The sequence below is a fragment of the Kribbella sp. NPDC051587 genome (genome assembly GCF_044453945.1).
In the GTDB taxonomy this organism is placed as follows: Bacteria; Actinomycetota; Actinomycetes; order Propionibacteriales; family Kribbellaceae; genus Kribbella.
Genome location: NZ_JBITDE010000001.1, coordinates 715,809 through 738,233, shown reverse-complemented (window position 1 = coordinate 738,233; position 22,425 = coordinate 715,809). Strand labels below are relative to the sequence as shown.

General features: G+C 67.0%; 31 protein-coding genes. 18 read left to right on the top strand and 13 right to left on the bottom strand.

Going from position 1 to position 22,425, the window contains the following annotated elements; all coding sequences use genetic code 11:
* Window positions 1-4 precede the first annotated feature (4 nt).
* Complete coding sequence (locus ACIA49_RS03585) at window positions 5-562, bottom strand: multiprotein-bridging factor 1 family protein (protein ID WP_396375514.1); 558 nt, start codon at window positions 560-562, stop codon at window positions 5-7.
* Window positions 563-656: 94 nt separating this feature from the next.
* Here ACIA49_RS03585 and ACIA49_RS03580 point away from each other — a divergent pair, with 94 nt between their 5' ends.
* From ACIA49_RS03580 to ACIA49_RS03515, 14 genes are all read left to right on the top strand, one after another.
* On the top strand, window positions 657-851 hold the full coding sequence (locus ACIA49_RS03580; RefSeq protein WP_396375513.1) for a helix-turn-helix domain-containing protein: 195 nt from the start codon (window positions 657-659) through the stop codon (window positions 849-851).
* 148 nt (window positions 852-999) lie between these two features.
* On the top strand, window positions 1,000-1,188 hold the full coding sequence (locus ACIA49_RS03575; RefSeq protein WP_396375512.1) for a hypothetical protein: 189 nt from the start codon (window positions 1,000-1,002) through the stop codon (window positions 1,186-1,188).
* Window positions 1,185-1,406 carry a hypothetical protein gene (locus ACIA49_RS03570; RefSeq protein WP_396375511.1) on the top strand — a complete coding sequence of 74 codons (222 nt, stop codon included), beginning with the start codon at window positions 1,185-1,187 and terminating at the stop codon, window positions 1,404-1,406. Before ACIA49_RS03575 ends, ACIA49_RS03570 begins: the two co-directional genes overlap by 4 nt.
* A complete protein-coding gene (locus ACIA49_RS03565; RefSeq protein ID WP_396375510.1) occupies window positions 1,403-2,887 on the top strand; it encodes an AAA family ATPase in 1,485 nt (494 codons plus the stop codon). The genes ACIA49_RS03570 and ACIA49_RS03565 overlap by 4 nt, the downstream gene beginning before the upstream one ends.
* Window positions 2,888-3,364: 477 nt before the next feature.
* Complete coding sequence (locus ACIA49_RS03560; protein WP_396375509.1) at window positions 3,365-4,075, top strand: hypothetical protein; 711 nt, start codon at window positions 3,365-3,367, stop codon at window positions 4,073-4,075.
* A gap of 11 nt (window positions 4,076-4,086) precedes the next feature.
* Window positions 4,087-4,416: a hypothetical protein gene (locus ACIA49_RS03555; protein WP_396375508.1), complete on the top strand. Its 330-nt coding sequence runs from the start codon at window positions 4,087-4,089 to the stop codon at window positions 4,414-4,416.
* Entirely contained in the window at window positions 4,413-4,784 is a 372-nt protein-coding gene (locus ACIA49_RS03550; RefSeq protein ID WP_396375507.1) for a hypothetical protein, read from the top strand. The genes ACIA49_RS03555 and ACIA49_RS03550 overlap by 4 nt, the downstream gene beginning before the upstream one ends.
* Window positions 4,772-4,927, top strand: a complete 156-nt coding sequence (locus ACIA49_RS03545; protein ID WP_396375506.1) for a hypothetical protein — start codon at window positions 4,772-4,774, stop codon at window positions 4,925-4,927. The genes ACIA49_RS03550 and ACIA49_RS03545 overlap by 13 nt, the downstream gene beginning before the upstream one ends.
* Window positions 4,924-5,412 carry a hypothetical protein gene (locus ACIA49_RS03540; RefSeq protein ID WP_396375505.1) on the top strand — a complete coding sequence of 163 codons (489 nt, stop codon included), beginning with the start codon at window positions 4,924-4,926 and terminating at the stop codon, window positions 5,410-5,412. Before ACIA49_RS03545 ends, ACIA49_RS03540 begins: the two co-directional genes overlap by 4 nt.
* The gene (locus tag ACIA49_RS03535) at window positions 5,409-5,825 is read left to right on the top strand and encodes a helix-turn-helix domain-containing protein (RefSeq protein ID WP_396375504.1); all 417 of its coding nucleotides are present in this window, start codon (window positions 5,409-5,411) and stop codon (window positions 5,823-5,825) included. The genes ACIA49_RS03540 and ACIA49_RS03535 overlap by 4 nt, the downstream gene beginning before the upstream one ends.
* Entirely contained in the window at window positions 5,822-6,292 is a 471-nt protein-coding gene (locus ACIA49_RS03530; RefSeq protein ID WP_396375503.1) for a hypothetical protein, read from the top strand. The genes ACIA49_RS03535 and ACIA49_RS03530 overlap by 4 nt, the downstream gene beginning before the upstream one ends.
* Window positions 6,292-7,038 carry a hypothetical protein gene (locus tag ACIA49_RS03525; protein WP_396375502.1) on the top strand — a complete coding sequence of 249 codons (747 nt, stop codon included), beginning with the start codon at window positions 6,292-6,294 and terminating at the stop codon, window positions 7,036-7,038. The genes ACIA49_RS03530 and ACIA49_RS03525 overlap by 1 nt, the downstream gene beginning before the upstream one ends.
* Window positions 7,039-7,243: 205 nt before the next feature.
* On the top strand, window positions 7,244-11,410 hold the full coding sequence (locus tag ACIA49_RS03520; RefSeq protein WP_396375501.1) for a phage tail tape measure protein: 4,167 nt from the start codon (window positions 7,244-7,246) through the stop codon (window positions 11,408-11,410).
* Window position 11,411: 1 nt separating this feature from the next.
* On the top strand, window positions 11,412-11,696 hold the full coding sequence (locus ACIA49_RS03515) for a hypothetical protein (RefSeq protein ID WP_396375500.1): 285 nt from the start codon (window positions 11,412-11,414) through the stop codon (window positions 11,694-11,696).
* A 42-nt stretch (window positions 11,697-11,738) separates the two neighbouring features.
* Here ACIA49_RS03515 and ACIA49_RS03510 read toward each other — a convergent pair whose 3' ends face one another.
* Window positions 11,739-11,903 carry a hypothetical protein gene (locus ACIA49_RS03510; RefSeq protein WP_396375499.1) on the bottom strand — a complete coding sequence of 55 codons (165 nt, stop codon included), beginning with the start codon at window positions 11,901-11,903 and terminating at the stop codon, window positions 11,739-11,741.
* A 131-nt stretch (window positions 11,904-12,034) separates the two neighbouring features.
* On the opposite strand from ACIA49_RS03510, the gene ACIA49_RS03505 reads away from it, so the two are divergent.
* Window positions 12,035-12,316: a type II toxin-antitoxin system prevent-host-death family antitoxin gene (locus ACIA49_RS03505; RefSeq protein ID WP_396375498.1), complete on the top strand. Its 282-nt coding sequence runs from the start codon at window positions 12,035-12,037 to the stop codon at window positions 12,314-12,316.
* A 3-nt stretch (window positions 12,317-12,319) separates the two neighbouring features.
* On the top strand, window positions 12,320-12,682 hold the full coding sequence (locus ACIA49_RS03500) for a type II toxin-antitoxin system RelE/ParE family toxin (protein ID WP_396375497.1): 363 nt from the start codon (window positions 12,320-12,322) through the stop codon (window positions 12,680-12,682).
* A gap of 54 nt (window positions 12,683-12,736) precedes the next feature.
* On the opposite strand, the gene ACIA49_RS03495 is transcribed toward ACIA49_RS03500, so the two are convergent.
* On the bottom strand, window positions 12,737-12,976 hold the full coding sequence (locus ACIA49_RS03495; protein WP_396375496.1) for a hypothetical protein: 240 nt from the start codon (window positions 12,974-12,976) through the stop codon (window positions 12,737-12,739).
* A gap of 308 nt (window positions 12,977-13,284) precedes the next feature.
* A complete protein-coding gene (locus ACIA49_RS03490; RefSeq protein ID WP_396375495.1) occupies window positions 13,285-13,476 on the bottom strand; it encodes a helix-turn-helix domain-containing protein in 192 nt (63 codons plus the stop codon).
* A gap of 330 nt (window positions 13,477-13,806) precedes the next feature.
* Here ACIA49_RS03490 and ACIA49_RS03485 point away from each other — a divergent pair, with 330 nt between their 5' ends.
* Window positions 13,807-14,058, top strand: a complete 252-nt coding sequence (locus ACIA49_RS03485) for a hypothetical protein (RefSeq protein ID WP_396375494.1) — start codon at window positions 13,807-13,809, stop codon at window positions 14,056-14,058.
* A gap of 236 nt (window positions 14,059-14,294) precedes the next feature.
* Here the strand turns inward: ACIA49_RS03485 and ACIA49_RS03480 are convergent, their stop codons facing one another.
* The 5 genes from ACIA49_RS03480 to ACIA49_RS03460 form a co-directional block, all read right to left on the bottom strand.
* The gene (locus ACIA49_RS03480; protein ID WP_396375493.1) at window positions 14,295-14,741 is read right to left on the bottom strand and encodes a hypothetical protein; all 447 of its coding nucleotides are present in this window, start codon (window positions 14,739-14,741) and stop codon (window positions 14,295-14,297) included.
* An 80-nt stretch (window positions 14,742-14,821) separates the two neighbouring features.
* Window positions 14,822-15,139: a hypothetical protein gene (locus ACIA49_RS03475; RefSeq protein WP_396375492.1), complete on the bottom strand. Its 318-nt coding sequence runs from the start codon at window positions 15,137-15,139 to the stop codon at window positions 14,822-14,824.
* The gene (locus tag ACIA49_RS03470) at window positions 15,136-15,546 is read right to left on the bottom strand and encodes a hypothetical protein (protein WP_396375491.1); all 411 of its coding nucleotides are present in this window, start codon (window positions 15,544-15,546) and stop codon (window positions 15,136-15,138) included. Before ACIA49_RS03470 ends, ACIA49_RS03475 begins: the two co-directional genes overlap by 4 nt.
* Window positions 15,547-15,629: 83 nt before the next feature.
* Window positions 15,630-15,848, bottom strand: coding sequence for a hypothetical protein (locus ACIA49_RS03465; protein WP_396375490.1), 219 nt, complete (start codon window positions 15,846-15,848; stop codon window positions 15,630-15,632).
* 299 nt (window positions 15,849-16,147) lie between these two features.
* Window positions 16,148-17,302 (bottom strand): serine hydrolase domain-containing protein, encoded by a 1,155-nt coding sequence (locus ACIA49_RS03460; protein ID WP_396375489.1) that lies wholly within the window; start codon window positions 17,300-17,302, stop codon window positions 16,148-16,150.
* Window positions 17,303-17,433: 131 nt separating this feature from the next.
* On the opposite strand from ACIA49_RS03460, the gene ACIA49_RS03455 reads away from it, so the two are divergent.
* Window positions 17,434-18,171, top strand: coding sequence for a hypothetical protein (locus tag ACIA49_RS03455; protein ID WP_396375488.1), 738 nt, complete (start codon window positions 17,434-17,436; stop codon window positions 18,169-18,171).
* A 10-nt stretch (window positions 18,172-18,181) separates the two neighbouring features.
* Here the strand turns inward: ACIA49_RS03455 and ACIA49_RS03450 are convergent, their stop codons facing one another.
* From ACIA49_RS03450 to ACIA49_RS03435, 4 genes are read right to left on the bottom strand one after another with little or no spacing between them, the layout of a single operon-like run.
* The gene (locus ACIA49_RS03450; protein WP_396375487.1) at window positions 18,182-18,754 is read right to left on the bottom strand and encodes a Uma2 family endonuclease; all 573 of its coding nucleotides are present in this window, start codon (window positions 18,752-18,754) and stop codon (window positions 18,182-18,184) included.
* A 16-nt stretch (window positions 18,755-18,770) separates the two neighbouring features.
* Window positions 18,771-19,964 carry an epoxide hydrolase family protein gene (locus ACIA49_RS03445; RefSeq protein ID WP_396375486.1) on the bottom strand — a complete coding sequence of 398 codons (1,194 nt, stop codon included), beginning with the start codon at window positions 19,962-19,964 and terminating at the stop codon, window positions 18,771-18,773.
* Between the two features lie 7 nt (window positions 19,965-19,971).
* Window positions 19,972-20,403 (bottom strand): MarR family winged helix-turn-helix transcriptional regulator, encoded by a 432-nt coding sequence (locus ACIA49_RS03440; RefSeq protein ID WP_396375485.1) that lies wholly within the window; start codon window positions 20,401-20,403, stop codon window positions 19,972-19,974.
* A 56-nt stretch (window positions 20,404-20,459) separates the two neighbouring features.
* Complete coding sequence (locus tag ACIA49_RS03435) at window positions 20,460-22,403, bottom strand: FHA domain-containing protein (protein WP_396375484.1); 1,944 nt, start codon at window positions 22,401-22,403, stop codon at window positions 20,460-20,462.
* Between the last annotated feature and the right edge of the window lie 22 nt (window positions 22,404-22,425).

The window sequence follows — 22,425 nt, the reverse complement described above, 5'->3', positions numbered from 1 at the left end:
GGGCCTAGCCATCTTGGCCCTCGGGACCTTCGCCGTGGCTTGTGGCGGCCAGTAGCTCAAGCGTCGAGCGAGCAGAGTCCAGGGCGTCGATCGCTTCTCGGAGCCGATACCCGGCAAGGTTCTCTGCATAGTCCGTGAACTCGGCCCCCTCGGTTGGTTCGACACCGCTCGCCAGCGCCAGGTCGACCGACTCCTGCAGGCGGTCGACCCAGCCGGCGAGGTGCAGCATGTCGCGCCGTACTCGAGCAACGCGACCCCGGACCACGTTGGTGCGGCTCCGCAGCCGCGTAGTTAGCTCCGCCTCGGCCGGAGGTCGGAGCATCTCGGCCACGGCAGCATCCATGACCCCCGCCAGTCCGCGAGCCTCGTTGAGGCGGATCGGGCGCTCGCCCTTCTCGATTCGAGACACCGTTGTCTGGTGGAAGTTCTCCCAGCCGGCGTCTTGCATCTTCCGCGCCAGCTCGCCCTGAGACCAGCCCAGTTCTTCCCGGCGGCGACGCATGTTCTCCGCGAACAGCGCTTCGTCGGTTCCGGGCTCAACAGACTCAACGTTTCTCGGCACATGCCTACCGTGCCACAAAACAGACTATGAATCCAACACATCTATGGGTACTCTCAATTGTGTTCGCACGCGAACACATAACGATGGAGGCCTAATGGCACGGAAACTGCTCCACCTCGACGAAGCCGCCGCACGATTGCGTCGCAGCCCGTCGCAGCTGCGCTGGATGGTTCACAACGGAACTGCTCCGCCGTCGGCGAGAATCGCCGGCCGCCGCATGTTCGACGAGGAACTGCTTGACGCGTGGATCGAGCGGCAGTTCATGGCAGATAGCTCGCGCTCAGCGTGAGCACTGATGGCTCCCAGCGCTCGCGCCCAATGGGTCGAGGAAGGCGACGGGACTTGGGGCTGGCCAGCGAAGTTCTGCTCGAGGCTGCTGAGTTGCCGACTGGCCTCGTGCGCGGATATCTCAACGACGACCCTGAAACAGGTACCCGATGCCCACGACGACACGGTACGAGCGACGGCAGGCTGAACCGCTCGTTCCTGGCGCCCCAGTTGTAGACGCCGCGCGAGTGAACGATCTGATGCCGGCGCTCATGGCGGTCGGCGCCGACACGGCGCTCCGCGGCGGAGAATTCGGTAAGGACTGGGAGCGCCTCCGCAAGAAGGGGCGACCCCAATGACCCGGCTAGCGATCGACTACGTCGACACCCATGGCGGGCGACAGGTCGTCTCTGCCGTCATCGAGCACGACGATGGCAAGCGATATCGCGCTGGATATCTCCCTGGCGAGCAGTGGTTCTGCTCTTGCCCGCGCGGCCGCCGTTGCTCGCTGCTCGCCGAGCTTCAGGCGCTCGTACCGCGGATTGGGTCCGTCTCGAAGGGAAGCGGCACCGAGTGACCGCCGAAGCCATACCGGCGCCTGTCGATGCGTTCCGATCGCCGCCGCACGACCTCCAGGCCGAACGAGCCGTACTCGGCCTCGTCCTCAAGCACCCACAGCTGCTCGGCGAGATCCGCCTGGCGCCCAGCGACTTCTACCGGCCGTCTCATGAGTGGCTCTGGGACAAGCTGGCACGTCTGCACAGCGACGGCGAATCGATCACCCCGACGAAGGTGAACGCCACACTGCTGATGCAGAACCCGCACGACTACCAGCGGATCGGTGGCGGGCCGTATCTCTTCAACCTCGTCGAGTTCGCAGGCACCGAACATCCGACCGCCGCTGCATTCCTTGCGGGCGTCGTACATGACCACGCGGTGCGCCGGCGGATCCTGCAAGCCGGTCAACAACTCGCGCACCTCAGCACGACCACCGACCCATACGACGCGATCACCCACGCAGTCGACACAATCGACGAACTCGCGCGAGAACAGCTTCATGGCAGCGAACCCCGGTCACCCGCGGCCAGCCTGCCCATCCTCGACTGGGATGAGCTCTGGGCCCAGGAAGACGAGGAGGAGTGGATCATCGAGCCGCTCCTGCCGGCGCGGCGACTCGTGGCCCTGTACAGCGCACCGAAGGTTGGCAAGTCCCTGCTCATGCTCGAGCTCGCGGTCGGCGTCGCCAAGGGCGCAGAGGTTCTCGGAGTCCGGCCTGACCGGCCCCGACGCGTCCTCTACGTCGACCACGAGAACGACCCCCGCGGCGACGTTCGAACCCGGCTCGAGGCCATGGGCTACGGACTCAAGGACCTCCGGAACCTCTGCTACCTGTCCTACCCCGTCATGGACGGTCTCGACGGCGCACAAGGCGCCCAGCAGCTCCTCGCGGCCGTCGAGGCCTACCAATGCGAACTCGTCGTCATCGACACCATCTCGCGAGCCGTCAACGGCGACGAGAACGAGAATGACACCTGGCTACGGCTCTACCGCGCCACGGGCAAAGCGCTCAAACAGGCCAAGGTCGCGATGATCCGCCTCGACCACTCCGGCAAGGACGACTCGAAGGGCATGCGCGGCGGCTCAGCCAAGTACGGCGACGTCGACGCGGTCTGGAAGCTCTCGAAGGAAGCCAACAACACCTTCAAGCTCAAATGCACCGACCACCGCTTCCAGATCACCGAGGACGAGCTAGTCCTCACCCGGCTCGAGAACCCCCTCCGGCACAAGGTCGAAGGCGCCGGTTGGATGGCCGCTGCAGACGCCCGCCTCGCCGAGATCCTCGAAGCCCTCGCCCGGTTGGGCGTCCCCCAGGACGCCGGCCGGACCAAGGCGCGGGAAGCACTCAAGGAAGCCTCGATCGCGGCTCCCACCAACGACCTCGCACGAGCGATCAAGCACCGCAAAACCTGTCCGGAATGGGCGCGGACAGGCGCCGATCACAGGACCTGTCCGCGCATCGAATGGACAGCGACGGACAGCCAAGGCGTAAGTCCATGAAACCGCAGGTCAGGCCTCACAAAACCTGTCCGTCAGACCCTCGGACAGACCGCGGACACGGTGTCATGGCGCGCCTGTCCGGTCCGCTCTCTCTCTATAAGAGCGGACAGGTGCGACACCCGGACAGCAACCACCTCAGAGGACGCCAACCATGCACTCCTGTAGCGACAAGCCGCACCGCAGCGACGTTGAGTACGACCCAACCACCGATGACGACTGCTGCCCCCACGGATCACTCAGCGGCGTCCGGCACGAACTCACCCGCACTACAGAAGCACCTGGCGGAGGAACGATGAGCGGCGGAACCTCATGGTCGCGGAGACCACATGGTGCGAGGTCGGGAGGAAGGTCAGCGCAGCGGGCGGCTCGCTGCTGGAACCAGGCGAAAATCGCGGATAACAGACAGTATCAATACACCTCTCCACTCGGCCGGATTTCCTGTGCTGCAGGCGTTCTGGCCGCATTGGCGGTGTGGTGATGAGCAACCCGCACCCGCTCGGCGATCAGTGCACAGCGACCAGCAAGGCCACCGGGAATCGGTGCCGGCGACGTGTGATCGGCGGTGGAGTCTGCATCGTTCACGGCGGCCGCGCTCCACGTGTTGCTGCGAAGCGGCAGGAGCGAATCGTCACGTGGGAGTCGCAGACCGAGATCACGGCCTGGTCTGCGATGACCGGCCGGCCGACGGTCGAGCCTGGCAGTGCGGTGTTGGCTGCGCTGCACATGTCGTGGCTGCGGCTACACGTCTACTCGCGGCTTCTTGAGCGGCAGATGCAGAGCGAACCGGGGGTGACCTTCCTGCGGTCCGCAGGCACCCGTCCACGCGTGGCCCAGGGTTACGCGGACGCCCAGCCTGCGCCTGGCGGAGTTCAAGGCCTGATTGGGCACACGTACAGCGCCGACAAGCAGGCCGGGATCTTCGCATCGGGAGAGGCTATTCGTGCGCTTGTCACCCTGGAAGCCCAAGAGCGGGATCGTGTCGTCAGGTACGCGAAGGTCGCGCACGACATGGGCATCGCGGAACGCGAAGTGCGCCTCGCTGAACGGCAGGGCGAGCTGCTTGCAGAGGTGATCAACGGCGTGCTGGCCGAGCTCAATCTCACGCCGGATCAGATGGAGAAGGCGCCAGAAGCGGTGCAACGACACCTCAGGGCAGCCGCCGAGATCGAAGGAGGCGATGCCTCGTGAGAGGCGACCAGATGACAACAGAGGACGTCTACGCGGTTGCGCTCAACCTGCTGTCGGCGGTCGTCGAGGCACCGAGCAAGAACGACGCGATCCTCGACACACACAACGCCCTCCGCGAGCTCGACGAAGTGGCGTTGAGACGCGTCGCCGGCTGCCTCGCGGTCGAGGCCGTGTGGTCCCGCCTGCCGACCGTGCTGGCATACCACCTGTCCGGCCGTGACCGAGACGCCGGACTGATGGAAACCCACTGGCGGGGCGCTGTGCGCGACTGGGTCGACCAACTGCGGCTCGAGGTCGCCTGGCGGGCGCCGGACCGGCAACTCAGCGAGGAGGCAACATGAAGCCGGCCATCGTTCAGCGCATCAGGTGTGCGCTGCGGCTGTGGTGGTGTCGGAGGCGTAAAGGTGCGCGTCACCGCGATCACCGCCGCGACGCGGGGATGACGCACGAGCTCACCTGGTACGAGTGCCACAGCCTGGCGCTCAAGGCGTTCGAGGTTTCCCTTCAGACGTCCTACATGGAGGTCGAGCGAGAGCTCGCCCGGCTGTTCCTGCCTCTCAGCGAGTACGAGATGACGAGAGTCGCTCTGGCTATGGCTGTTCTCGCCCGGCCCAACTTCATGGGCTGGATCAAGCAGGATGACATCGAGCAGATGCGGTTGTTCCTCGCCGTGCACTGGCAGCCCAAGATGGATGAGTGGCAGCTGTGAGGGGCGCGATCGACTGGCTCAAACGGCTGACGTACGGACTCCGACCTCGGCCGCGAGTGAAGCGGCACCAGATGGATCGGCTTCTGGAGATCCGCCGCGAGGCCGGCCTGACCGGGATCTGGAGACCGGAGGCCGACCGGTGAGCCGCGAAGAGTTCGCGGCCCGACGCGTCGCAGGCTTGGCCGTTCGCAACGAACGCCGTCTGGCTCGCGCGGTCGAGACATCGGCAGTCTCGCTGCTGGTGCAGTACCTGCGGAGGAACGGCTTCTCGTGTGCCGAGCGGCGTCCCTCCGCGTCGAACCGTCATCTCGACGCGGTCGCAGGAACGCCAGGTGTGCAGTGGTCGGTGCGATCGTCGCGGAGCCCCTCGGGTGCGGCCGGCGAGGGCCAGATCGCCAGTTGGCTACAGGCGGCCATCGCGCACCAGACGCAGTCAGATACCGACGTCGTGGTCATGGTGGCCGCTGTACCGGCTTCAGCGGCTTGCGAGGTCGCCCGTTGGCGTGCGATCGCCGCGCACCGCTCTGGCCGGCGTCAGGGGCTCCTGGTGGCCGATGTGGCGCCGCTCCTGGTGTCGATGGGGTACGGCGGCTGCGCCTGGCCTGATGGCCCGCTGGGATCGCAATGACGCGCGCGATGCTTCCGGCGCCGGTCTCGCCGATGGTCGCGCTCTGGCTCCTGGGAAAACACGGCGACGAGATGCGGGCAGCGGCAGAGACCTACGCGCGCCGGGGCATGGTCGACGTCTCCCGCCAATTCATCATCGCGCTCGCTCAACTTCGGGCCGCCGCCGCGCAACTGTCGAACGCCGCCGTCGCCGCTGCGGTTTCCGCTGACGGAAGCACGGAAACGGAAATCGCCATCGACCTGGAAGAGTCGGAGATATCCACCGCGGAGGCCGCGGACCGGCTGGGCCTGACTCGAGAGCGAGTCTGTCAGCTGCTCAACGCCGGCGAGCTGCTTGGGCGAAAGTCCGGGAGGGCATGGCGTGTGTACGGCCCGTCGGTGGATGACCTGATCGACGCCAGGAGGGCCGCATGACCAAGCAGGTGAGCAGAGCCGACACGGCGATCGCCATCGCGGAGGCGTTCAGTCGAACGCCGCCGAAGTGGGCAGTTGAGGAGCGGCTCGCTGAGCTGCACGAGGCCGGAGAGCCGTCGATGTCGCTGTACGAGGCGACCAGTGTCTTGATCGCGGAGGCCTTCGGAAGTGAGACGGACCAGGGCAGGATTGCTGAGGCCCAGAAGGTCCTCAACTCCGGTGCGCAAACCGAGAGTGTGGATGCCCAGCATCGGATGACGGACCTCATCGGTGAGGTCGCCAAGGAGGCGGAGCGGGTTCACGGGATGTCGCCTGAGCGCGCGAAGCTCGAAGCTCAGAGCCAGGCTCTGCTGTGCCGGGAGACCGCGAACAGTGTTGCCGGGGCAGTCGCCAACCTTGAGGCTCATCTGCAGGCGATGCGGCAGTCTCCGGGGCGGGCGCGGCATGTAAGCGAAGGGACCCGCTGATGAAGAGTCCCCGTGCAGGTTTCCTGGCCGAGGTCGAGCAGCACCGCGGCATGGTTGCTCACTGGGAGGCCGAACGAGCTGCCGCGATGGCTGAGCTGGAGAGCCTGCAGGAGCGCGCTGGCGAAGAGGTCCTGGCGGACGCCTCAGCTGCGAGCCGGCTATCCCGCTCAATGCAGGAGCTACGCGACAGAGTCGATATCGCGCAGCGGGCAGTGGATGCGGCCACGCCGAAGCTTCACGCGGCCGCGGTGGAAGCGCTGCTGGCAGAGGCTGTCGAGGTCGAGGCCGAGCAGGCGCGAGCACAAACGGCGCTGGACGAGTTCGACGCACGCCAGGCGAAGCTCCTGGGGGCGCTGGAGGCATTCACGGGATTGTCGTGGGTTCCTCGCAGCGGCAACGAGGAGTCGACAGTCGAGCTCGCGGTGTCTAGCCCGAACGCAATGCCTCCGACGGTCGCGCAGCGGCCGGTGCTCGAACGAGCCCTCGAGACCTGTCGCCGTACTGCCTGGGCGCTGCGGGAGGTCGCGGCCGGCCGTGATCCGCACCAGGCGCTGCGAGTGCCGTTCGAAGGGCCTCGATTCGTCGGCCTCGTCAACGGGCCGGATCCGCGGATCTTCTACACCGACAGCACCTGGGGCTCCAATGCGGTCCTGCCTGCGCCGGCGTATACCCGGTCGACCCCGGCAACTGGAGCCGTCGACCCTGATCCGGCCACGCCAGCCACGTCCGAAGAGCAGATCCACTAGACCCGGCCATGACTCGGGCGTCAGTGGGGCCTCGAGAGCGATCACGCGACGGTGGGCTGCGCGGCTATCGAGGACCGGGTGACTCACCAGGTTCTGTTCTCCTGCCTGGTGCTGCGCTGACGTCTGACTGAACGCCCCACGAATCAGGGCCGATCTCTCCCTGCCGTGGTTTGTGGGGCGTTCCCTACCTGTCTCGGAGCTGTAGATGACCACTCGCTCGTACGCCGTCCGTCTCGAAGCCAACGTCGTCGGCTTCATCGCCCAGGTAGGCGTGCAGGCAGTTGCCGCCGTCAACAAGCTCGAAGCCGCCGCGACATCGGCCGGCCGGAAGGTCGACGACCTCGGCAACCGGGCAGCTGGGATCGGCCCGAAGATCAACGCCGGGATCGGCCGGGGCGTCGAGCGGTTCGACGATCTCGCCGCCCGGATCGACAAGAACTCCCACAACCTCGAAACGCTCGGCCGTGGCGCGACCCGAATGGGCGTCACGGCAGCGGCCGGGATCGGCCTGGCCGCGAAGGCCGCTGTCGACTGGGAGTCGGCGTGGGCCGGGGTCACGAAGACCGTCGACGGTACGACGACCCAGATGGCCGCGCTCCAGGACCAACTGCGCGGCATGGCCCGGTCGCTGCCGGAGACCCACGAGCAGATCGCGGCGGTCGCTGAGGCGGCTGGCCAGCTCGGTGTGCGCCGTGAGGACATCGCGTCGTTCACGAAGGTCATGGTCGACCTCGGTGAGACCACGAACCTGACTAGCGACGAGGCCGCGACCAGCCTCGCGCAGTTCATGAACGTGATGGGCACCGCCCCGGAGAACGTCAACCGGCTCGGCGCCGCAGTGGTGGCGCTGGGCAACGACGGCGCCTCGACCGAGCGCGACATCGTCGCGATGGCGCAGCGGATCTCCGGCTCGGGCAAGATCATCGGCCTCACCGAGACCCAGGTCCTCGGCTTCGCGGCCGCCCTGTCGAACGTCGGCATCGAGGCCGAGGCCGGCGGCTCCGCGATCTCGACCATCTTCACCAAGATCGACCAGGCCGTGTCGCAGGGCGGCGAGCACCTGGCCAACTTCGCGACCGTGTCCGGCCAGACCAGCTCCCAGTTCAAGCAGAACTTCGAGAAGGACGCGGCCGGGGCGACCCTCGCCTTCATCCAGGGGATCGGCGCGATCAACGACGCCGGCCAGGACGTGAACGGCACCCTGGAGACCCTGGGTATCACCGAGATCCGGCAGCGTGACGCTGTGCTGCGGCTCGCGGCGTCGGGCACCAACCTGGCCGACTCGCTCAAGGTCTCGGCCGACGGGTGGCGGGAGAACACCGCGCTGGTCGACGAGGCCAGCAAGCGGTACGCCACGACCGAGTCCCAGATCCGGATCGCCTGGAACAACATCAAGGACGCCGCGATCACAGCCGGGTCAGAGATGCTGCCCGTGATTGCCGGGATCGCCGGGAATGTCGCTGACCTCGCGAAGTGGTTCGGTGACCTGCCGGGCCCGGTCCGGTCTGTCATCACAGGTCTGGCTGGCGTGGTCGCGGTCGGCGGTCTGGTTGCCGGCGCGGGTGTCAAGATGGTGACCTCCATCTCGGCCGCCCGTGTCGCCATGGTCGGGTTGGGTGCGGACTCGAAGCGGACCGCGACCGCACTGTCGCTGGTCGGCAAGGGCGGGATCGCGATCGGGGTGGCGCTCGGTCTGAAGCAGCTGGCCGATGCGCTCGCGCAGGTGAACGCGGCTACCCACCAGATGGACATCGGTGGCCTGTCGGCCGACCTGCTCCGCTTCGGTGAGACCGGCAAGGTCACCGGCGAGCTGGCGAAGAACTTCGGTGACGACCTCAACGGTGCCTTCCGCGACATCGGCTCCAACGGCCGGTCGCTGGCTGCCGCGTTGCTGCAGGCAACCGAGGGCAACGACTCGTTCATCGAGAAGATCAAGAACTCGACGCCCGGGTTCCATGAGTACGTCGACCGCGTGAAGGAAATCGACCAGGCCCTCGCCAGCCTGGTCGAGGGCGGCAACGCCGACTCGGCTGGCAAGGCTGTCGCGAAGCTGGCCCAGGAGAACGCCAAGTACGGCATCACCCAGGACACACTGCTGCAGGCGTTCCCGAAGTATCAGGCGGCGCTGAAGTCGGCTGCGGTCGACGCGGAGGTCGCCGGCGACAAGGCTGGCGGCGCAGCCGGACCCACATCTGCCTATGCAGAGGCGCTCGGCATGACCGGTAAGCAGGCGGAGTCTGCCGCGGATCGCCTGCAGGACTACATCTCCACGTTGTACGGGCTTCCGAACCTGCTCCTGGGCGTCCGGGACGCTCAGCGTGGCGTGCAGGCTGCCATCGACGACGCGACCGCGTCGATCAAGGAGAACGGCCGCACCCTCAACATCGGCACCGAGAAAGGCCGAGCAAACCAAGAGGCCCTCGACGCGATCGCGACCTCGGCCAACAAGCTGTCCGAGGCATATGTCCGCAGCGACGCGTCGCAAAAGACCATCAACGCTGGGGTGAGAGAGGCTCAGGACGCCTACGTCAACCTCGCCGTAAAGATGGGCATGGGCCGGGAGGAGGCTCGGGCTTACGCCGAGCAGTTCATCAAGGTCCCGGACAAGAAGGCCACCGAGGTCAGCAACAACGCTGGCCCGGACCAGAAGCCGGCCAAGGACGCGAAGTCCTATGCCGAGATCCTGGCCGGCACGCTGCCGACGGTCCACACGGTGGTCACGAACAACGCTGGTGCGCAGCCAAAGACCGCCGCGGAGCGGTACGCCGAGATCCTGCGCGGGACACTGCCGCAGGTCAGCACGGTGGTCAGCAACAACGCGCCCGGCGCGGCGGAACGCTGGAAGGGCTACCTCACGGTCCTCGGTCTGACTCCGCCGTCGAAGTCGACGAGCGTGTCGACCCCTGGCGCAGCGGGCGCTGCCGGCCAGGTCGATAACCTGCTCGGCCTGCTGGGTGCGCTGCCCCCGTCGAAGACGGTGACGATCAAGACGATCCGGCAGACGCTGGAGACCGTCACTCACGTTGATGTCGGTGTTCGTGCCCCGGGCCGTGCTGATGGCGGTCCTCTGCCGGGATCAAGCCCGAACCCACGTGCCGACAACATCCTGTTCTGGGGGACCGCCGGCGAGTGGGTGCACTCGAACGCCTCAGTCGACTACTACGGACCCGGGTTCATGAAGGCCGTAGAGACGCGGCAGTACCCGCGTGAGATGGCACAGGGCTACGCCGACGGCGGCCAGATCGGGCACTACGCGGCCGGTGGTCCGCTCGCAGGCGGCAAACTCGTTGACATCGCCTACCTGTTGCAGCAGCTCGGGCTCCCGTTCAACCCGACCGCAGGCGTCAACTACGCGGGCGCGCTGGCCTCGCTGAACAAGGCGAACGCTGCCGCGGCACCGGCCAGAACCACCATGGTCCGGGCGGAGGCGGCCGAGTCGGCGGCGAAGGCTGAAGTCGCACGCATCCAGCGGGCAATCACGCTGCAGCAGCGCTACGTTACGCAGCTGCGGCAGCAGGGTGCGTCCGAGGCGAAGATCCGGGCGGAGCAGAAGGAGACGATCGGTCTCCAGGACCAGCTGTTCCGTGCGAAGCAGCGCGTCACTGCGGCGACCAAGGCATCGAGTGCGGCCGACGAGGCGTACAAGAAGAAGGCTGACGCCGCGAAGACGGCTGCGCAGAACTACAAGGATGCGCTGGAGAAGCTCGTCGAGCAGCAGCGCGCCGCCGTCGAACTCGCGCAGCAGGTTGCGTCCGGCCTCACGGGCAGTGCAGACCTCGGCGACCTGTTCGACCAGTCCCTCACCGGCAAGGGGCTGCTCGCGGATCTGCAGGACCAGGGCGCGCAGCTGTCGAAGTTCCGCGGCCTGATCGACCAGCTGCGCAAGCAGAAGCTCGACGAGGACCTGATCAACCAGATCATCGGCAAGGGCGCCGGCAAGGGCAGCGAGATCGCCCAGGCGATCCTGTCCGGCGGCCTGTCGCTGGTCGACGCGCTGAACAAAGCGGAGAAGGCACTCGACGACCAGGCCAACCTCATCGGCGCCGGTGTCGCGACCGCCCAGTACGGCGTCAAGGTCACGGGCGCACGCGCCGGCGGCGGGCCGGTGTCGGCCGGCTCGACGTACCGCGTCAACGAAGACGGCACCGAGTATTTCACCGCTCCCATTGACGGCTACGTCATCCCGCACGCCGTCGACCCGGCCCGGTACATCCAGTCCCTGCCTGGCAACCGCAGTGGCTCTGCCAGTTCGGCGCCGACGGTTGTGCGCGAGATCCACCAGACGATCAACAACCACGGCGTATCGATGGCAGAGGCCGACCTGATCGCTTCGCGCGCTCAGGCGAAGCTCGAGTTCATGGCGAGGACCTGACATGGACGAGCGAGATGCAGTGGCCCTGGGGTACATCGGGGCGCTGGTCGTCCACGTGTCGGAGGCGGGAGAACGGTTGCACCGGGTTTGCCCGTTCATCGACCTTGATACCGAGGAGCTGCGTGCCTACGCGCTCGTCCGCTTCGCCAGACTGTGGGACATCGGGCCGGAACCGGACGGATGGGGTATCCACCCATCACCGTCCGGCGACGGTATCCAGTACCAGCTGCTGCTCCGGCGAGTCGAGCTGCCGGACCTCGATTCTGATACTCAGCGGCCACTTTGATGAGGGCTGGCTCGCTCGTAGAGCGAGCAGCCCTCATCGCTTCTACTTGTTTGTGGTGTGCCCGCCGTGCGGCTGACCGGGGCTCACCGCCCAGGCATACGCCTCGGCGAGATCACGAATCGAGCCCGCGGACCCCATCTTGGGCGCCAGTTCCACGATCGCCTTGAGGAGAGCGTCTCGGGCTTCATCTTGGTGCTTGTACGACATAGCAGTCTCCTTGATCCCACCCGGTAGCCATCTTGGTACTGCGAGTAGCTAACAGAGTGATATAACCCACTATAGAAACACTATAGATCCTGGGTAGTATTCTGGGTATAGAGGAGAGGCAGACCCCGCACATGAGAACAACTACACAAGACCTGATCAGCGTCTCTGAAGCACAACGCCGAGGACTCTCACAACTCATCAACCGCGCCGCTGAAGGAAAAACCACCGTCGTACTGAAGAACTCCGAACCAGCCGCTGTGATCGTTGGCATGGACACCGCCGACCGGCTCGACCGGATCGACGAACTCGCCGACGATCTGCGGCTCCTTGCCGCCACCATCGTGCGCCTAGCCACCGATGATGGCCGTCGATACAGCCTCGACGAAGTCGAGGCCGAACTGGAGCGTTCCTGAACCATGGCCAAAGTCGAACTGACGGGCGATGCCCTAGAGGATCTGAAAGACCTTGACGGTGCCGCCCGTCAGTTGGTCATGAAGGCCTTGAGAAAGCTGGAGACCGACCCCGAACTGCGTGGCGCCCCGCTCGGTGCCCAAACGGGGTCGGATCTCACCACGTTCCGGAAGCTTGTGGTTGGCAACCGCGACTACCGGATCGTCTACCGCATCCAGGAGGACGGCACTGTCGTCGTCGTCTGGGTGATCGCGAAGCGCGCCGACTCAGAGGTGTACGAGCTGGCCGCAGCTCGGCTCAAGACCTACGGGGATCGTCAGATCGCCGAGGAGCTACTGACCATGCTGGAGTCGGTTCGTAACCTCTGAATCGGCGCGCTGCACAGGCGCCCCGAGCCGGCTTGTTCGGTTCGGGGCGCTTCTTCATTTCGTCGACATCCGCTGGCGTCGGGCTTCCGCCGAACTCCGGGCAAGCCGCAGGTAGTAGGCGGAGCGGGCGTTGGCGACAGCCTTGGCGCGGTCGGCCGGTGACATGACGCCATCTGGGTCGGCTTCGCGCTCGAACTTGGCCTCGAGGCCCTGGCGGGCGGCTCGGGTGCGTGCGGCGCGGTCGGTGGTCTTGGCCCAGGACTCGTGGGCCGCGATCTGATGATGGATACTCACAGCCGTCCCAACGACTTACTGCCGGGACGAGACTGTTTCAGGTCGATCTCAACTAGGACTGAGTACCGCCGTCCTGGACCGGTACTCGAGGACGGGGACGGGGACCATGACTTCGTCCTGAGTACCGGTTCGTCCCGCAGGGCGCGGACGGGACAGGACGAGTGCCGGTCGAATGCCGAGTCCGGGTACCAGTTCGTCCTGGCAGGACTCGTCTCAGGACGGCTCTCCGTCCTCCCCGAGTACCAGGTCCGTCGTCCTGCCCTTGGGCGGTACTTGGTATCGCCGGGCCGCGTCCCGCAGGCCCCTCGCTACCGGCTGGCGCTCGTCCGGCGCTCATCCATGTAGCGGTCGGCGGCGGCCGTCGAAACTCGGTACGCCGGCCGACTCGACGTACCGACGTTCGATGCAGCCAGGTCGCCTCGACGAATCAGCCGCCGCACCTGTTCATCAGACAAGCGGAGCCGCTCGGCAACCTCAGGAACCAGGAGCCAGACAGTCACCGGCATATCCCACAGCAGCACCGCCGATCTCAGGCCCCGCAGCGCCAAGACTAATTCCTGCGGTCCGATCACAGGCGGCAAAGGAGCGGCAGCAGAAGTGACGGTACGCGCGGTCCGGCGGAGTCCGGTTGCGCCCTTGACAGCTCCAGATTGCCTCGCGTACGCGCGGGCGCGCGCGGCCGCGTCTGGAGCAGCTCAGAGCAATGCAGACCGGACCGGACTCCACCGGACCGGACTTGCATCCCCCGTGGGGAGCAACGGCGCCCCAGACGTTGCGGCAGTTGCTCTCGGCCCGGAGTATCAGGAGCCATCGAATTGGAGGGGAAGCTGATGGCACACCGGCAACGGCTGCGGCTCACGCTCAGGAACAGGAACAACGACCGAGAGTGGAAACACCAACCGGTCGAAGTCACCGAGGACCCGGACGACCACGACGCCCTGCTCAAGCACCTTGAGGCCATGGCGCGTGACCTCGACCGGCGAGGCTCCGGCGACCCATGGTGGATCGACCAGTACGAACTCCGGGTCCAGGGCTTGGACCAGGCCTGGCGAGACTTCAGGATCGTCGGCCGTCCCACCTGAGTACCGGTACCGGGACGGCTGCCGATACTCAGGACGAACGGCCGATCGGTACCGGTACTCGTCCCGGCCGTCCTGGTATGAGCGGAGTCGACCGGAGGACCACTCGTCCTGCCTCCGTCCCCAGTACCGCTCGTCCTGCTCTGACCTGTTCGTCCTGGTACCGGTACCACCCGGCCGGGAGAAGTACCGGTACCAGGACGAGGACGAGGACGGTGTTCGCGCCGTCCTCGTCCTGGTCAGCTCTGAGGAGTGCCGATACCGCCTCCTGCCCGCTCGAGCTCAGCGGCGAGACGGTAGAGGCCCGCGGCAATCGTCCTGGCCTGCTCCGGCGTCAGACAGATGTCGACCTCACTGTCGACCGTTCCCGCGTCAACCGACAGCTGGACGTATCCACGGCGCTCGACCGTGGCCACATCCCAGGACGAGTACAAGCCGTGCAGGTATGGAACGACGAGCTTTCCGTCGATGTGGCCTGACGCGCCCGTCCTTGTCGTCAAGTTCTCCAGCCAGAGACTCGACCAGGACGCGCACGCAACGCCGTGATCCTCGACGTCGGCGCCGGCATCGTCATCGTTCGCGCAGAACGGGGCACAGCAGCCGTGGACGGGCTCGACGGTGAACCAGCGGACGCCGTTCTGCACGTCCTCTCCGGCGAGACCGCCCCTGTCCGGAGTGAGCGGCATCGGGAACGGTGAGGATGGCCCCCACTTGGACGACGAGGACGATTCCGGAGATGGCGACGATGACGAGACGACCGTGGCCATCACGCACCTCCCACGCAGTCAGCTGAGACGAGCACCGTGGCGTCCGGGCTCGTCCCGAACACGCCCACGCCCGTGGGCGAGGACCAGGCGCCCATGCTGGTGCTGTAGTGGAACCACACCCGCGGCCGGTTCTGCGAGTCGGTCCCGTACTCCACCCGGTCGACCAGGAGCCGTCGGTCGCTGAACGGGTCATGCACCACGGCTCCTGCGCGTACCTCCATTGCAGGAACGCCGATCGGCGGCAAGTGCGAATCCACCAGCACCAACTTGCCGTCTTCGAAGACGAAGATCCGCTCCAGTTCGGCCACGGCGCTCATCGCACGACCTCCAGCTTCGGCCGGGCCGCGATGTCTTCGACTGCGGCGGGTGCCGGTTCGGCGTAGGCGTAGCCCGAGGCCGCGATCAAGTCGTGGCCGAGCTTGAACGCCTCGATCGGGTCGCACATCAGGACCGCGGTGTTGGGCGTGTCGTGGATGTCGTTGGCGACGGTGAGCATCCCCCACACGTGGGTGCCGCGGCCGCCGTCGCGCTCGGAGACATGCAGCGACCAGCGCATCTCGGGACGGTCGCTGTGGGTCCGTTTGGTTTCGCCGTGGACCGTGGGCGAGGAGTGGCCGTGCTGCTCGCAGTCGACGAGCTGCTCGCACCACGCCGGGTGGTACAGGCCACCCGAGGGGATCAGGGTCATGCCGCGGCGGTGGTCCACCGCTAGGGTGTTCTCCATGTCAGGTCCCTCCTAGATAGGGAGTTCTGGCTAGGCCCTCGCATGCTGTTGGCGCAGCTGCGGGGGCCGTCTTCTGTTGTGGGTCAGCTGGACTTCGTGAGCCAAGCCTCGATCTCGTCGATGGTCGCGCTCGGGTTCTCTCCGAGTTTGGGGGCGCCGATGACGATCGCTTGAGTGCGGAGGTCGACGAGCATGAACGTTCCGAAGTCGTGCGCCTTCGGGTCGCGCCGGCGAGACTTCACCAGCTGCATCCCCTGCCGATCCGCCATACGGCGGAGACGGTTCTCGCGCACCTTGGTCATCGGCCCTCCTCTCAACCTGATGCTCTAAATGATGCTGGAAGATATGCCCGTAGTCAACCGGCAGAGCTCCCCGCTGGAGTCGAGACCACTAAACGACCGCGAAACGTACGATCGAGAACAAACCTCGACAACCGTTGCCAACCGATGAGATCCCTTGAATGCAAGGCCAAACAATCGGTTGTGGGAAGCAACAATCAAGGCCGATTTCGACCGATAGAAGGACGCGGGTTCGATTCCCGCCACCTCCACCCCTTGAAAAGGCCGGCCCCACCACGGGGCCGGCCTTTTGGTTTCCCCTGCTACTTGGTGCAGAAGACTGCGGTGAGCAGGGGGCCCAGCGCCTTGGGGAACTCGGTGACGGGGTTGATGTCGCGGGCGCCCATGGTGACGGAGGCGGTGAGGGTTTTGGTGCCGTCGGGGGAGCTGTACATGAGGGCGCCGTAGCCGGCGGGTGGGCTGCCGTTGTGTTGGTAGATGGTGCCGCCGCAGGTGGGGCCTAGGTCTTGGACGAAGAGGCCGAAGCCGTAGCCCAGTTTGCCGTGCGGGTCGCGCATCTGGGCGAGGAGCGGGGCGGGCAGGAGTTTGCCGCTCATGAGGGCGGAGATGAAGGTGCGCAGATCTTTGGTCGTGGAGATCATGTCGCCGGCGCCGGCCAGCAGGGACATGTTCTGGCGGGAGACATCGATGAGCTTGCCGTTGTCGAGGTAGTAGCCGTGGGAGTGCGGGCCGGGGAGGTTGGTCCGGTTACCCGGTACGACGGTGCCGCGGAGATCGAGTGGGCGGAGGATGCGACGCCGTACCTCGTCGGCGTACGAGTGGCCGGTCAGCTTTTCGATCAGGAGCAGGGCAACGGTGTAGTTGGTGTTGGAGTAGTTCTGGTCCGTGCCGGGCGCGAAGCGCGGCGGCTTGGAGAGGGCGATGCGGACCAGCTCTTCCGGGGTGTAGCTGCGGAAGCGGTTCTCGACCCATGCGTGGCCGGTTGCGGGGATGCCGGGGGCGGTCGTGCCGTCGTCGTAGTACTCGCCGGTGTAGTTGAACAGGCCGCTGGTGTGCTGCAGCAGCATCCGGGTGGTGATCCGCCGGTCCAGGCCGAGGCGCGGCAGGTAGCCGGCGACCGAGTCGTCCAGTTTGAGCTTGCCTTCGGCGACGAGCTGCAGGACGACGGTCGCCGTGAAGGTCTTGGTAACGCTGCCGACCCAGAACGAACCGTTCGTCGGCGGCTTCGCGGGTGATCCGACCTTCTGCGTGCCGGCGCTGCCGACCCACTCGCCCTGCTCGTCGTGCACCCGGACCTGGATCCCACCGAACCCGGCATCGACAAACGCCTGCATGGCGGCCTCCACTTCCGGCCGCTCCTTCGGTACGGCGGTCGCTGTGCTCGGCGCCGCCAGCAGGGCGACCGCTACTGCGACTACTCCGGTACGCCGGAGGAACTTTTTCACTCGACTGGTCATGTCAGCAACGATCGCGAGCCCGGCAGACGCCGTACTGACACGCCCCTGACACGGCCGGCGCCGACACACCCGATGTGCCGATGATCCCCGCGTGCTGTTAGCTGGGAATACCGAAGAAGTGAGGTCAGCAGATGCAGACGATCATCAGATATCGAGGGGTGCGCCTCAACCAGCGCACCATCAACATGATCGAGGCCGCCGAGTTCGTCAGCGGCCTCACGTTCGTGCTGACCCAGGGTTCCTACAACCCGGGCGGAGTCGGGGCGTCGGCTGGCACCCACGACGGCGGCGGGGCAGTGGACATCTCGCTGAAGGACGCCAAGTCGGGAGAGCTGTTCCCGAAGGTCCGGCGCGAACGCATCCGCAACGCGGCCCGGCAGGTCGGATTCGCGGCCTGGATCCGCGATCCGTCCCAGGCGGACTGGCCGTGGCACACCCACGCGATCGCCGTCGGAGACCCGGATCTGTCGCCGTCGGCCCGCGACCAGGTCACCGATTACCGGAACGGCCTCAACGGCCTCGCCTCGAACGGCAGGGACGACGGACCGCGCACCTGGGTCGGCGTGACCTTCGAGCAGTGGGAGAAGGCCCACCCGCTCTGGCGCGAGCCCTTCACCGCGGCCCAGTACGACGCACTCATGAAGGAGATCAAGACCCAAGGCTCCGCGACCCGCCAGGAGATCCGGGGCCAGTCGTTCTGGATGCTGCGCTACGCCACCCAGACCGTCGACGAACGCGCCGCCGCCCACAAAGCCTTCGACGACGCGATCGCCGCCGGCCAGACCCTCGAACAAGCCACCGCCGCCCTCACCGCCGTGCTAGCTCCCCTCAACGCCTTCCTCGCCGAAGCCGCCAAGAAAAACGGCTAGCTCCCTCGAGTCAGCGGAGATCAGTCAGGTCGAGCGTGACAGCCAGCGGGCTGCTGCTGGCGAAGGTGCCTCCGACGACCTGGTCGTCGAGGTAGCCGAACTTGTCGGTCAGATGGCAGGCCAGCAGGGAGACGGGGTCCTGGATGTCGACGATCCAGTAGTGCGGGATCCCGGCGTCGGCGTACTCGGCTCGCTTGACGACATTGTCCGTACGGCGTGATCCGGGCGAAACGATCTCGACCACGATGAGCACCTCGGATGCCCGGATCAGACCGCCCTCGGCCCGGACACGCGGGCGGGCCGAGCGACGTACGACGATGACGTCGGGGCGGCGGGAGAAGCCGGGCTGGTCGGCCGGAGCGAGCTCGAGGTCGATGTCCACGTCGGTGATGACCTCAAGATTCGAGGGCAGTTGCGGTACCAGTTGCAGGGCGATGCGGACCGCCGCCACGCTGTGATCCGGACTGCGGTTGGGAGACACCACGAGGTTGCCCTCGATGAGCTCGGTCCTGACGAGGTCGTCTTCACCGAGAGCGACGTACTCGCTGACGCTGAGGGGATGGGGCGGCCAGGCGGCCTTCATCATCTTCTCCCGGTGGTTACCTGAGGGGCCGGAAGGTTGTTTGGAGGTCGGTGGTCCATTGGGTGGGGAGTTCCCAGGGGATGAAATGGCCGCCGGTGGGGTGGGCGGTGAGGTTGGTGTGGTTGTACCAGGGGGCTCGGTCGCTGGTGAGGAAGTGGTTGATGCGGGCTTCGGGGGTGGTGATGCCGGGTGGGTTCTCGTAGCCGACGAAGGTGATGCCGGTGGGGGCTTCGACGGCGGGGTGGCGGTCGTGGGACGGGGTCCAGGGGTAGCGGTTGTTGTTGGCGTAGGTGCGGATCGAGGTGTCGATGGCGTTGCCGGCCCAGTAGATGGTGGCGTGGGTGAGGATGTCGTCGGGGGTGAAGGGGTTGCCGTCGGACCAGCTCTGCCAGCGTTCGAGGATCCAGGCGAGCAGGCCGGCGGGTGAGTCGGCGAGGCCGAAGCCGAGGGTGCTCGGGTGCAGGACGTGGGCGGCGAGGTGACCGGCGAACCGTCGTTCGAAGGCGATGACGCCGTCGTAGATGTCGGGCGGAAGGTTGTCGGGCAGGGGATTGCCGCCGGTGAGGTCCCAGGCGCGGTCGCCGGTGAAGAACGACAGCTTCAGGCCGGAGCCGATGTGGATCCCGTACAGCTCGTCGGCGAACTTGTGGCCGAGCTGGCCGGTGACCAGCGCGCCGACGTCGCACCCGCCGGCGGCGTACTTCTGATGGCCGAGTACGTCGGTCATCAGCTCGTGCCAGACGTCGGCGATCTTCCAGAAGTTCATGTCCGGGTTCGTCGGGGTGGAGAATCCGAAGCCCGGCAGGGACGGCACGATCACGTCGAAGGCGTCGGCCGGATCACCGCCGTACGCGGCCGGATCGGCCAGCTGGTCGATCACCTTCGACCAGTGCCAGAACGTCCACGGCCAGCCGTGGCTCAGGATCAGCGGGATCGGCGCGGGTCCGACGCCGGGCTTGTGCAGGAAATGCACCGGTACGCCGCTGACGTCGACGCGATAGTTGTCATAGGCATTCATCGCGCGCTCGGCGGCGCGCCAGTCGTAGCCGTCGGCCCAGTACTCGACCAGCTCCTGCAGGTCGGTACGACGTACGCCGTAGAAGCCGTCGTCGTTCCCCGCATCGCGTGGCCACTTGGTCGCCCGGAGACGGCGGCGCAGATCGTCGAGCACCTCGTCGGGGACGTGGATCGGAGTGGGGTCCAGGTTCATAGTTGCCTCAGGCCTCTTCTGCGGCAATGTCGGTCAGGCGGGCCAGAACGTCCACGGATTCAGCCAGTACGGCGCGTTCGGCGTCGGTGAGCTGGTCGACCAGCTCGGTCAGTTTGGTGACGCGGTTGGTGTGCCGGGACCGGACCACGCGGCGACCGGCCGGGGTCAGCGAGAGCAGCATCGCGCGACCATCGGTCGGATCCGGGCGACGCCGTACCAGGCCGTCTTCCTCGAGCTTCGCGACCAGGCTCGTCAGGGCGGGTTGTTTGAGCTGCTCGGTGGCGAGGAGGTCGGTGAGCCGCAGCGGGCCGCTGCGGGACAGCGTGTGCAGCACCGACAGTGTGGAGAAGTTGAACCGCCGGACTGACGGCAGCCGGATGAAGATCGTGTTGAAGTCGACGATCACTCGGGTCAGGCGTTCGGCATCGACCTCGGTCATGGACCGAACATATCAAGGATCGATCTAGTTCAACCAGATCGATTCTCGATGTTTCCCTAGTTGCTGAGGGGAACGCCGCCGAGGATGATCGGGGTGTCGCCGCCGCGGAGCATCAGGGTCGCGGTCTTCAAGCCCTGGGGAAGGTGGCCCTTGAAGATGATGGTCCCTTTCTCGACCTGGCCGGCCGCGAACTGCTCGGGCCAGTCACTGCGGGAGTTGTCGGCGCGGATCGAGTTGCCTTCGGCGCTGGTGAACGTCGCATTGCCGTCGAGCGGGAGGCTGACCGCGTCCGCGCCCTTGTTGGTGACGGTGATCCGGATCCGGGTGAAGTGGCTGGTGTTCGTGACGTTGTCGACCGTGATCGTGAGGTTCTCGACGGTTTTGCCGACCGGTTTGATCAGCTGGTCCTCGCCGTTCTCGTTGCCGCTGAGGTAGCCGGCGACGTACTCGGCGCCGGCCGTGATCGCGAAGCCGCCGACGCCGACGCCGAGGAGGACCGCGCCGATGGCGACGATGACGGAGACGTCCAGGCGGCTGGCTGCGCGTTCGGTCGGGCTGACGGCGTCCAGGACGGCGAACGTCATCGCGCCGAGCAGCGCGACCGTGGGCGCGATCAGCCAGCGGAGCATGCCGCCGGGACCGTCCGCGAGGAACGTCGCGATCATGTTGATGACGAGACCGACCGCCAGCATCGCGCCCGCGATCGCGAGCACCCGGGCGAGGCGGACCTGGCCGGCCTCGGCGATGGACGGCGTTTCGCTGGTACGGCGTTCTGGGCGTTTCGCCGGCCTGGAGGCGGGGCGGGTGGGCCGAGTGGGGGTCGGGTCGTCGGGCTCGGGATAGTCCGCGCGGTCGGGCCACGCGGGGTGTGGCGGGGTGTCGGGCTGGACGATCTGGGCGCGCTCGCCGTTCGACCAGGGCGAGCGGGCCGACTCGAGATAGTCCGCGGAGGGGTAGCCGGGCCAGGACGCGCTGTTGTTCGCGTCGGCTGGGTTGGGCTGGCTGACGCTCGCGCGGTCGGCCGGGTAGGGCTCGTTGCGGCGCGTGCCCTCAGTGGGCGCGAACGGGGAGTCGGCCGGCGCGCCGTCCCCCGGACGTGAGTCGGCCGGAGTGCGGCTGGGTGGGTTGGGAGGCTGTTGGTTCGTGGGGGCCGGGCGCGGAGTGAGCGTCCTGGGCGGCGCTGGGGGCGGCGGTGTGGTGGAGGCAGGAGTTAGTAGGCCCGAATCCTCGGGTGAGCTCGCAGTGCCCCTCCACTCGCCCTCGCTCCCCGGCCCGTCGTCCTGGCCCGGCGCGGCAGGAGCGGCGGTCGGTGGTGCCGCGGAAGGGGCCGTGTTCGGCGGTGGCGCGGAAGGAGCCGCCTCTGCTGGCGAGGGTGGTGTCGTGCTGGGCGGCGTCGAAGCGGGCGCGCTGGGCGTGGGCGGCACCCCTGCGTCCGGTGCTGGGCTCGCGGCGGCGGGAGCGGACGGGACCGGCGGAGCGGCAGGAGGAGTGGATTGTGCCGGCGCGGCGGGCGGGGGAGCGGCAGGAGCCGACGTGGCAGGCGGCGTACCGCCGGAACTGGGCGGCGTGGCTGCCGGGGAGCCAGCAGGAGGCGGGGTGCCGGCGGAGTTGGGCGGCGTGGCTGCCGTGGAGCTGGCAGGAGCTGACGCGGGAGGCGTCGTACCGACGGAGCTGGACGGTGTGGCTGCCGGGGGACCCCCAGGCGCGGCTGGAGTGGCGTGGAACGTCAGGACGGAGCGGCCGATGTGGATCTGGTCGCCGTCGGTGAGGGGAGTGGACTCGGTGAGGCGGCGGCCGTTGAGGCCCGTTCCGTTGCGGGACGCGTCGTGCAGGGTCCAGGTGGCGCCGGTGCGGGTGAGGCGCGCGTGGATGCGCGAGATCTGGTCGTCGGCCGGGAGGCGGACGTCGGCGTTGGCTGCGCGGCCGAGGGTGATCTCTTCGGCGGGTGCGGGCAGGGGCCAGCGCTGTGTGCCGAGCGACAGCGCAAATTCCGTTTCCACCAACACCCCACCCGGCAGCCGA